Origin of the sequence: uncultured Zoogloea sp. (assembly GCF_937894855.1) — a bacterium.
Lineage (GTDB): Bacteria > Pseudomonadota > Gammaproteobacteria > Burkholderiales > Rhodocyclaceae > Zoogloea > Zoogloea oryzae.
The window spans coordinates 1-10,193 of record NZ_CALAYQ010000183.1; the positions used below are offsets into that span (position 1 = coordinate 1).

General features: G+C 64.5%; 10 protein-coding genes. All 10 read left to right on the forward strand.

Annotation, left to right across the window (positions count from 1 at the left end; translation table 11 throughout):
* A partial coding sequence (locus Q0672_RS20140; protein WP_298625144.1) for an aconitase family protein occupies nucleotides 1-793 on the forward strand: 793 nt, incomplete at its 5' end.
* Between the two features lie 17 nt (nucleotides 794-810).
* Entirely contained in the window at nucleotides 811-933 is a 123-nt protein-coding gene (locus tag Q0672_RS20145) for an entericidin A/B family lipoprotein (RefSeq protein WP_153160375.1), read from the forward strand.
* The gene (gene leuD, locus Q0672_RS20150) at nucleotides 934-1,572 is read left to right on the forward strand and encodes a 3-isopropylmalate dehydratase small subunit (protein WP_298625147.1); all 639 of its coding nucleotides are present in this window, start codon (nucleotides 934-936) and stop codon (nucleotides 1,570-1,572) included. It abuts the gene before it with no gap.
* Nucleotides 1,573-1,630: 58 nt separating this feature from the next.
* Complete coding sequence (gene leuB, locus Q0672_RS20155; RefSeq protein WP_153160373.1) at nucleotides 1,631-2,692, forward strand: 3-isopropylmalate dehydrogenase; 1,062 nt, start codon at nucleotides 1,631-1,633, stop codon at nucleotides 2,690-2,692.
* Nucleotides 2,693-2,731: 39 nt separating this feature from the next.
* Nucleotides 2,732-3,856, forward strand: coding sequence for an aspartate-semialdehyde dehydrogenase (asd, locus tag Q0672_RS20160; RefSeq protein ID WP_298625150.1), 1,125 nt, complete (start codon nucleotides 2,732-2,734; stop codon nucleotides 3,854-3,856).
* Between the two features lie 142 nt (nucleotides 3,857-3,998).
* The gene (locus tag Q0672_RS20165; protein ID WP_298625152.1) at nucleotides 3,999-6,911 is read left to right on the forward strand and encodes a FimV/HubP family polar landmark protein; all 2,913 of its coding nucleotides are present in this window, start codon (nucleotides 3,999-4,001) and stop codon (nucleotides 6,909-6,911) included.
* Between the two features lie 81 nt (nucleotides 6,912-6,992).
* Entirely contained in the window at nucleotides 6,993-7,568 is a 576-nt protein-coding gene (locus Q0672_RS20170; protein ID WP_194271139.1) for a hypothetical protein, read from the forward strand.
* Nucleotides 7,565-8,359, forward strand: coding sequence for a tRNA pseudouridine(38-40) synthase TruA (gene truA / locus Q0672_RS20175; protein WP_153160370.1), 795 nt, complete (start codon nucleotides 7,565-7,567; stop codon nucleotides 8,357-8,359). Before Q0672_RS20170 ends, truA begins: the two co-directional genes overlap by 4 nt.
* A 2-nt stretch (nucleotides 8,360-8,361) precedes the next feature.
* Nucleotides 8,362-8,985 (forward strand): phosphoribosylanthranilate isomerase, encoded by a 624-nt coding sequence (locus Q0672_RS20180; protein WP_298625155.1) that lies wholly within the window; start codon nucleotides 8,362-8,364, stop codon nucleotides 8,983-8,985.
* The gene (gene trpB / locus Q0672_RS20185) at nucleotides 8,972-10,183 is read left to right on the forward strand and encodes a tryptophan synthase subunit beta (protein WP_298625157.1); all 1,212 of its coding nucleotides are present in this window, start codon (nucleotides 8,972-8,974) and stop codon (nucleotides 10,181-10,183) included. The genes Q0672_RS20180 and trpB overlap by 14 nt, the downstream gene beginning before the upstream one ends.
* Nucleotides 10,184-10,193: the final 10 nt, after the last annotated feature.

Here is a 10,193-nt window from a genome sequence, read left to right on the forward strand (position 1 = left end):
CGGCAGCGCGATCCGCAGCCTGTCGATGGAAGGTCGCATGACCATCTGCAACATGGCCATCGAGGCGGGCGCCCGCGCCGGTCTGGTGGCCGTGGATGACCAGACCATCGCTTATCTCAAGGATCGTCCGTTCTCGCCCCGTGGCGAGAATTGGGATCGTGCCGTCGAATACTGGCGCACCCTGCATTCCGACGACGGCGCCGTCTTCGATGCGGTGGTCGAGCTCGACGCCGCGCAGATCAAGCCGCAGGTCACCTGGGGCACCTCGCCCGAGATGGTTGCCGCGATCGACGGCACCGTGCCCGATCCGGCCCTCGAGAAGGATCCGGTCAAGCGTGAAGGCATGGAGCGCGCCCTGCAGTACATGGGCCTGACGCCGCGTACGCCGATCAACAAGATCGCCATCGACAAGGTGTTCATCGGCTCGTGTACCAACTCGCGCATCGAAGACCTGCGCGCTGCCGCCGCGGTGGCCAAGGGCCGTCGCAAGGCCGACAACGTCAAGCTGGTGCTGGTGGTGCCGGGTTCCGGTCTCGTCAAGCGCCAGGCCGAAGCCGAAGGGCTCGACAAGGTCTTCGTCGCCGCTGGTTTCGAGTGGCGCGAGCCGGGTTGCTCCATGTGCCTCGCCATGAACGCCGACCGCCTGGAGCCGGGCGAGCGCTGCGCGTCCACCTCCAACCGCAACTTCGAAGGCCGTCAGGGCGCCGGTGGCCGTACCCACCTCGTCAGCCCGGCCATGGCTGCGGCTGCCGCGATCGCCGGCCACTTCGCCGACGTCCGCGAACTGGCCTGATCGCGGAGGATTCGACAATGCGCAAATTCACCGCACTGATCGCCGTGTTGGCCGGGCTGCTTGCCGGTTGCAACACCGTGCAGGGTCTGGGCAAGGATATTGAAAAGGGTGGCGAGGCCATCCAGAAGGCAGTCAAGTAAATGAAGCCGTTCACCAAACTCGATGGTCTCGTGGCGCCGATGGATCGCGCCAACGTGGATACCGACGCGATCATCCCCAAGCAGTTCCTCAAGTCGATCAAGCGCAGCGGCTTCGGCCCCAACCTGTTCGACGAATGGCGCTACATGGACGTGGGCCAGCCCGGCGAGGACAACTCCAGTCGTCCGAAGAACCCGGACTTCGTGCTCAATCAGCCCCGCTATCAGGGCGCGCAGGTGCTGCTCACCCGCGACAACTTCGGTTGCGGCAGCTCCCGCGAGCACGCTCCGTGGGCGCTGGAAGACTTCGGCTTCCGTGTGCTGATCGGCCCGAGCTTTGCCGACATCTTCTTCAACAACTGCTTCAAGAACGGCCTCCTGCCGATCAAGCTGGCGGCCGACGAAGTGGATGCGCTGTTTGCCCAGTGCCACGCCACCACCGGCTACCGGCTCAACGTCGATCTCGACGCCAAGACGATCACCCGCCCCGATGGCAAGGTGATCCCCTTCGATGTGGACCCGTTCCGCCGCGAGTGCCTGCTCAACGGCTGGGACGACATCGGCCTGACCCTGCGTCACGCCGACAAGATCCGCGACTTCGAAGCCCGTCGCCGCATCGAGCAGCCCTGGCTGTTTGCCTGATCGTGCCGGCGGCCTGCGGGCTGCCGGTGCTCACCAACGATAAAAACGGAAATCAACAATGAAGATCTGTGTTCTGCCGGGTGACGGCATCGGTCCCGAAATCATGGACCAGACCCTGCGCGTGCTCGAAGCGCTGCGCGGCGATGGCGTCAATTTCGAAGCGGAATTCGCCCTCGTCGGCGGTGCCGCCGTTGACGCCACCGGCACCCCGCTGCCCGAAGCCACCGTCAAGCTGGCGGATGAGGCCGATGCGCTGCTGCTGGGCGCCGTCGGTGGCCCGAAGTGGGACAACTACCCCCGCGACCAGCGCCCGGAGCGCGGCCTGCTGGGCATCCGCAAGCAGCTCGAACTGTTCGCCAACCTGCGTCCGGCCATCCTGTACCCCGAGCTTGCCAACGCCTCGTCGCTCAAGCCCGAGATCGTCTCCGGCCTTGACATCCTGATCGTGCGCGAACTCACCGGCGACATCTACTTCGGCCAGCCCCGCGGCATCCGTGAAGAGAACGGCGAGCGCGTCGGTTTCAACACCATGATCTATTCCGAGTCCGAGATCCGCCGCATCGGCAAGGTGGCCTTCGAGGCCGCCCGCAAGCGCGACAAGAAGCTGTGCTCGGTGGACAAGATGAACGTCCTCGAAACCACCCAGCTGTGGCGCGACGTGATGATCGAGCTGTCGGCCGATTACCCGGATGTCGAGCTCTCCCACATGCTGGTGGATAACGCCGCCATGCAGCTCGTGCGCGCGCCCAAGCAGTTCGACGTGATGGTCACCGGCAACATGTTCGGCGACATCCTCTCTGACGAAGCCTCGATGCTCACCGGCTCCATCGGCATGCTGCCGTCGGCCTCGCTCAACGCGGCCGGCAAGGGCATGTACGAACCCAGCCACGGCTCCGCGCCGGACATCGCCGGCAAGGACATCGCCAATCCGCTCGCCACCATGCTGTCGGCCGCGATGATGCTGCGCTACAGTTTCAATCTCGAAACCCAGGCCGCGCGCATCGAAACCGCCGTCAAGAAGGTGCTGGCCGCCGGCTATCGCACCGGCGACATCTACGAGCCGGGCACCCGCCGCGTCGGCACCAGGGAAATGGGCGACGCGGTCATCGCTGCGCTGTAAGCAATTCAAAACAACATTCAAGTCTGATCGGGGATACAAATGAAAAGAGTGGGTCTGGTTGGTTGGCGTGGCATGGTCGGTTCCGTGCTCATGCAGCGCATGCGCGAGGAAAACGACTTCGCCTTGATCGAGCCGGTGTTCTTCACCACCTCCAACGCCGGCGGCAAGGCGCCGAACTTCGGCAAGGAAGCTCCTGCGCTGAAGGACGCCAAGAACATCGACGAACTGAAGGCGATGGACATCGTCATCACCTGTCAGGGCGGCGATTACACCAACGAGGTGTATCCCAAGCTGCGCGCTGCCGGCTGGAACGGCCACTGGATCGATGCCGCGTCTTCGCTGCGCATGGACCCGAAGGCCGTGATCATCCTCGATCCGGTCAACATGAACGTCATCAAGGATTCCCTCGCCAAGGGCGGCCGTGACTGGATCGGCGGCAACTGCACCGTTTCGCTGATGCTGATGGCCCTCGGTGGCCTGTTCCAGCGCGATCTGGTCGAGTGGGCGACGTCCATGACCTACCAGGCCGCCTCCGGCGCCGGCGCGCAGAACATGCGCGAGCTGCTGTCCCAGATGGGCGAACTCAACCGCTCCGTCAAGGAGCTGCTCGACGATCCCGCGTCCGCCATCCTCGACATCGACCGCGAAGTCGCGGGCACCATGCGCGATGACGCCTTCCCGTCGTCCAACTTCGGCGTGCCGCTGGCCGGCTCGCTGATCCCGTGGATCGACAAGGATCTGAGTAACGGTCAGTCCAAGGAAGAATGGAAGGGCGGCGTCGAGACCAACAAGATCCTCGGTCGTGGCGAAGGCTTCAGCGCCCCGATGGTGCCCATCGACGGCCTGTGTGTGCGCATCGGCGCCATGCGCTGCCACAGCCAGGCGCTCACGCTCAAGCTCAAGAAGGACATCCCCATCGACGAGATCGAAGCCATGCTGGCTTCCGCCAACGACTGGGTGAAGGTTGTCCCGAACCAGCGTGAAGCGTCGATGCGTGATCTCACCCCCACCGCCGTCACCGGCACCCTGACCGTTCCGGTCGGTCGTCTGCGCAAGCTGGCGATGGGCGGCGAGTACCTCTCTGCCTTCACGGTGGGTGATCAGCTTCTCTGGGGTGCGGCCGAGCCGCTGCGCCGCATGCTGCGAATCCTGCTCGAAGCCTGAAAAGTTTGACGAGAAAGGCGGCGCAAGCCGCCTTTTTTATGCCGATCGTAATTTAGTGGCGACTTCGAACACCGCTTGAACTTGCCTCCCCAAACCCATGATGTTATGTTCATCGATAACTCGATTTCGATGATCAGCCTTCGTGCATAAGATTCTTGTGAAAAGTCGGCTCAAACGTACCCTTCTTGCCGCTTCCATCGGCGCCCTTTCGCTTAGCGCTAGTGCCGCCGGTCTGGGGCGCATCACGGTCCTCAGCGGTCTGGGTCAGCCCCTGCGCGCAGAAGTGGAGATCGCGGCTGCGCCTGAAGAAATCCAGAACATGACGGCACGGCTCGCTTCAGCCGAGGCGTTCCGGCAGGCTGGCATCGATTATTCCCCGTCGGTCAGCGGGCTTCGCATGACCGTCGAGCGCCGCGGCAGTGGCGCCGTCGTCAAGGTGAGCAGCGACCGGCCGATCAACGAGCCCTTCGTTGACATGCTGGTCGAGCTCAACTGGTCCGCCGGGCGCCTGATCCGCGAATACACTTTCCTGCTCGACCCGCCGGATACCGGCGTCAATCGCGCGCCCGTCGCCGTGGCCCTGCCTGATGGCCGCCAGACCCCGTACGGTCGCGCCGAGCCCATCGTGCCGCGCCGTGCGGTTGCACGCGCAGCCCGTCCCGCCGTTGCCGCACCTGGCGCGGGGCGTTCGTACGTGGTCCAGCCCGGCGACACACTCAATCGCATTGCCATGGAGAATCGCCCCGAAGGCGTCTCCATGGAGCAGATGCTGATGGCGCTGTTCCAGGGCAATCGTTCCGCCTTTGCCGGCGATGACATCAACCGTCTCCAGGCTGGCAAGATCCTTCGCATTCCCGATGCCGACGGTGTTCGTCAGGGGGCGGGGGATGCCGGGCGTCAGCAGGTCGTCGCTCACTCGTCCGATTTCGGTCGTTATCGCCAGAAGCTTGCCGAGCAGGCTGCCGCTGCGCCGGCCAAGGAAGCCCCCACCCAGCGCGGCAGCGGTGGAAAGATCGGTGCCAAGGTTGAAGACCGTGCCCCCGCCGCTGGCGGCTCGGCAGATCAACTCAAGGTTTCCAAGAGCGAAGAGGGCTTGCGCGGCGCCGGTGCGGGCGGCGAGAAGTCGGTCGCGCGACTGCAGGCCCTCGAGGAAGATCTCGTTTCGCGCGACAAGGCCCTGCGGGAAGCCAATACCCGCCTGGCCGAACTCGAAAAGAGCATCAAGGAGCTTCAGCGGCTCGTCGAGTTGAAGAGCCAGGGCATGGCCCAGATTCAGTCGGACGCACCCGCAGCAGCAGCCACGCAGCCGGCGCCTCCGGTAGTGGCGCAGGCGCCGGCTGCAGCGCCGGCCGTCGTGACGCCTCCGCCCGAACCCGAGCGCCCCGTGCCTGCGAAGGAGCCCGAGCCCCCGGTCGAGCCGAAGCCGGCTCCTCCGCCTCCGCCGGAACCGCCCAAGCCGGCTCCTGCTCCGGCCAAGCCGCCGGAAGTGCAGCCAGCGGCCACGCAGGACGACTCGTCCATCTACCTCGGTGCGGGTGGTGTTCTGGCGCTGCTCCTCGGATGGGGCGGCTACAAGCTTTACCAGCGCCGTAATGGGCAGGGCGCACCGACGACTACGCCGGCGCTGTCCGAGTTTGGTGACGGCTCCAGCTCCGTCTTCGGTAGTGCCGGTGGACAGAGCGTGGATACCGGCAGCAGCAGTCAGATTCAGACCGATTTCAGCCAGTCAGGCCTGTCGTCCATCGATACCGACGAAGGTGTCGACCCGGTGGCCGAAGCCGACGTATATATGGCCTACGGCCGTGATGCCCAGGCCGAAGAAATCCTGCTCGACGCCCTGAAGACCGACCCGGGCCGCACGGGCGTGCACCTCAAGCTGCTTGAGATCTACGCCCAGCGCAAGAACCTCAAGCAGTTCGAAACCACGGCGACCGAACTGTATTCGCTGACCGGCGGTAATGGTCAGGATTGGGAAAAGGCAGCAGCGCTGGGTCGCAAGGTTGATCCCGACAGCCCGCTCTACCGCATTCCCGCTCCGGGCACGGCGCCGGTCGCGCCAGTACCGCAGGGGCCGCACACGGTTGCTGGTGTCAGCGCAGCCGCGACTGGTTTCGTGCAGGCTGGCGCAGCCCGCACCCCGGCACTGGCCCCGGCGTTCATGGCCAATGAGCCGCTACCGCTTGCGCCCGCTGGCGAAGATCCCCTTGAGTCGCCTTCCCAGCTGAAAGATACTTGGGCGCTGCCTGGTGATCTCAATCAATATACGAGCATGGAGGACATCGATCGGGCTGTCAGTGACACCCATCAGCCCTCCGAGCCCGCACGTATCGAACCGGCCGTACTGGACTTCGATCTTGATCTGAACTCGGGCGACGACGCGAACAGCGCCCGAACTGTTGCGCTCAACAGCAGTTCCCCGACTTCCAGCAGCGGTCTGGATTTTGATCTTGGCTTCGATCAGTCCGTCGGCGCAATGGGCTCGACGTTGGTGGCAGGCGATGCCATGGCACGCGATCTCGAGTCCACCTCGACGCGGCCCCAGCGTCTTTCCAGCGATTTCAACCTGCCTGACCCGAGTGATCTCGATTTCGAGTTGAGTTCCGAATTCGGTGAAACCAACGCGGAATCGGGCGATTCGACGGTCGATGTGGATCTCACCGCGACGCTGGCCGAGGATGCGCTACGCGAGCCGGTGGATTCGGCAACGGTCGATCTGGAACGCACCAGCTTCGATAGCAGCCTGCTCGATTTCGATTTCGAACTCGACGACAAGGCCGACACCAAGGGCGTGGGCAAGCCGCTTTCGGCTGAAATGAGCTCCACCAACCTCGACTTCAAGCTGCCTCCCGCAGAGCTGCCTGATGCAGGGCCGCCGACCGAGCCGCCTCTTGATCTCGATCTGCAGCAGGAAGTTGCCACCAAGCTCGAACTGGCCCGTGCCTACGAAGAGATGGGTGACAAGGACGGCGCGCGGGAACTGGTTGAGGAAGTCCTTCGGGAAGGGTCGGGGCGCCAGCAAGATGAGGCGCGCGTGATTCTTGCCCGTCTCTCCTGATTGAAGAAGGGGGCTGGTGACAGCCCCCTTGGCCTTTCATCTGCTCTGGTGCATACGCTTTTTCACCCGGCGACGCGAATCGTGTTCTGGGTTTCGTTGGTTGTGTTCTCCCAGCTTGCCCGAGGTCCCGCGTTGTGGGGTTTCGGGCTTGTCGTTTTGGTGGCTTCGCTCTGGCTTGCTCCGGCAAAGGCCCGGCGCTTGCTGCGGCGGGTTCGCGTTCTCATGTTGGTTCTCGTGATTCTCTTTGCTTTCTTTACGCCGGGTGAGGCGATGGCCCCCTGGGCAGGTCGTGCGGGGCCCACCTGGGAGGGTGCAGCCCTGGCAGTCCAGCACTGTCTTCGTCTCGCGATCGTCGTGATGCTCGTGGCGGTGCTCCTGGAGCGGACAGGTGAGCGGGCAATGGTGTCTGGTTTGATGGTGCTGGCGGCACCGCTGGCCATGCTTGGTTTGTCCGTCGAGCGCCTGGCCGTTCGGGTGTTGCTGGTCTTTCGTTACGTCGAGTCGCCGCCGGAAGGCGGATGGCGGGCCTTGCTGGATGCGCCCCGGTTTGATGGGGCGATCGAGCCACTTTTGGTGGAGCATGCCGCGCTGCGCTGGTCCGACTGGCTGGTGATGGCCGCGCTGACGACGGCAATCGTCTTTGGAGCGAGCCTGTGAGGGTCGCGATCGGTATCGAATACGCCGGCAACGCCTTCGAGGGCTGGCAGACTCAGCGCCACGGACGCACGGTGCAGGACACCCTCGAGATCGCGCTCCGGAAGATCGCCCTTGAGCCGGTGCAACTCGTCTGCGCGGGACGCACCGATACGGGCGTTCATGCGACAACCCAGGTCGCGCACTTCGATACCTCGGCCCGTCGCCCCCTTGAGGCCTGGGTTCGCGGCGTGAATAGCCATCTGCCGGCAAGCATCGGGGTGCTGTGGGCGGTAGAGGTCGATGATGATTTCCATGCGCGCTTCAGTGCCGAATCCCGCCGGTATCGCTATGTGCTGCTCAATCGGCGGGTCCGGCCGGCCCTGCTGGGTGGGCGGGTTGGCTGGACTCACGGTGACCTCGACGTGGTTGCGATGCGCGAGGCGGCGAGTTGCCTGATCGGTGAGCACGATTTCACCTCTTTCCGTGCAGCGGAATGCCAGGCCAGGTCGCCGGTTCGCCTGATGCATTCGGTCGAGGTGGAGCGGCGGGGTGATGTGGTGTTCTTCGATTTCCACGCCAACGCCTTCCTGCATCACATGATCCGCAATCTGGTCGGGTCGCTGGTCTACGTGGGAATGGGGCGAAAGCCTGTGGGCTGGATGAGCGAACTCCTCGCGGCGCGCAACCGGACGATCGCGGCGCCGACCTTCGCGCCGGATGGCCTCTACCTGTGCGGCGTCGAGTATCCGCCGCGGTGGCCGCTGCCGGGCGGGGGGCGTATCATCGCGGCTCCCCAACTGCTGCTTCCCTGAACGTGCATCGAACCCGAATCAAGATCTGCGGGCTGACCCGCGAGGAGGACGTTCGCACCGTCGTTGAAGCCGGCGCCGATGCGATCGGTTTCGTTTTCTACCCGTCGAGCCCCCGTTTCGTGGATTTCGAGCGTGCCGCCGAGCTGGCGCGCCTCGTGCCGCCCTTTGTGACGATCGTCGGGCTTTTCGTCAATGCGGGGCGGGATTACGTCGAAAATGCATTGAAAACCGTGCCGCTCCAGCTTCTGCAGTTTCACGGCGACGAGCGCGAGGAAGACTGCGTCGGCTTTGGTCGGCCCTACATCAAGGCGGCGCGGATGCGGCAGGGGTTCGATCTGTTAAAATACGCGGCTTCCTTCCCGAAGGCCCAGGGTTTGCTGCTGGATGCGTTCGTGGAAGGCTATGGCGGTGGTGGCGAAACCTTCGATTGGTCGCTCATCCCTTCCGGGCTGCCCTTGCCCCTGATCCTCTCCGGCGGCCTCAATGCCGGCAACGTGGCCGAGGCTGTCCGGCGTGTCCGCCCGTGGGCGGTGGATGTCTCGAGCGGCGTGGAAGCGGCCAAGGGAATCAAGGATGCCGCCCGTATCACCGAATTTGTTGCCGGAGTCCAAAATGCACATGGCTGATACCCCCTACGATCTACCCGATGCACGGGGCCATTTCGGCCCTTATGGTGGCGTGTTCGTCGCGGAGACCCTGATCCCGGCGCTGACCGAACTTCGGCGGGCCTACGAAGCGGCCCAGAACGACCCCGCCTTCGTCGCCGAGTTCGAATACGAACTCAAGCACTACGTCGGCCGGCCGAGCCCCGTCTACCACGCCAAGCGCTGGTCGGGCCTGCTCGGGGGCGCGCAGATCTATCTCAAGCGCGAAGACCTCAATCACACCGGCGCCCACAAGGTTAACAATTGTATCGGCCAGGCCATGCTCGCCCGGCGGATGGGCAAGCCGCGGGTGATCGCCGAGACCGGCGCCGGTCAGCACGGCGTGGCCACGGCTACCGTGGCGGCCCGTTACGGGATGGAGTGCGTGGTGTACATGGGCTCCGAAGACGTGCGCCGCCAGGCTGCCAACGTCTATCGGATGAAGCTCCTGGGCGCCACCGTGGTGCCCGTCGAAAGCGGTTCCAAGACTCTCAAGGACGCCCTCAACGAGGCGATGCGCGACTGGGTCACCAACATCGGCAACACCTTCTACATCATCGGCACCGTCGCGGGCCCGCACCCCTATCCGATGATGGTGCGGGATTTTCAGACCGTGATCGGCAAGGAGTGCATCGAGCAGATGCCTGAGCTCGCTGGGCGTCAGCCGGATTACGTGATCGCCTGCGTGGGCGGTGGCTCCAACGCGATGGGGATCTTCCATCCGTACATCGAGCACGCCGACGTGCGTCTGGTCGGTGTCGAGGCGGCTGGTAGCGGCATCGATTCTGGCATGCACGCGGCCTCCCTGTCGGCCGGGCGCCCCGGCGTGCTGCACGGCAATCGCACCTACCTGCTGCAGAACGAAGACGGTCAGATCATCGAGACCCACTCGATCTCCGCCGGCCTCGACTACCCGGGCGTCGGCCCCGAGCACGCCTGGCTCAAGGACAGCGCCCGCGCCGAATACGTCGGGATCACCGACGCCGAAGCCCTGCAGGCCTTCCACGATCTCTGCCGTTTCGAAGGCATCATCCCGGCGCTCGAGTCGTCCCACGCCCTGGCCTATGCGGCCAAGCTCGCCCCGACCCTGCCGAAGGACAAAGTCCTGCTGGTCAATCTTTCTGGCCGTGGCGACAAGGATATGCACACCGTCGCCGAGAAGTCCGGCATCCAGTTCTGATCTTCACGGC

What these genes read in the sequence shown, in the direction of transcription:
- Q0672_RS20145 (WP_153160375.1), top strand. Translation starts at nt 811, where the DNA reads ATGCGCAAATTCACCGCACTGATCGCCGTGTTGGCCGGGCTGCTTGCC.
- leuD (WP_298625147.1), top strand. Translation starts at nt 934, where the DNA reads ATGAAGCCGTTCACCAAACTCGATGGTCTCGTGGCGCCGATGGATCGC.
- leuB (WP_153160373.1), top strand. Translation starts at nt 1,631, where the DNA reads ATGAAGATCTGTGTTCTGCCGGGTGACGGCATCGGTCCCGAAATCATG.
- asd (WP_298625150.1), top strand. Translation starts at nt 2,732, where the DNA reads ATGAAAAGAGTGGGTCTGGTTGGTTGGCGTGGCATGGTCGGTTCCGTG.
- trpB (WP_298625157.1), top strand. Translation starts at nt 8,972, where the DNA reads ATGCACATGGCTGATACCCCCTACGATCTACCCGATGCACGGGGCCAT.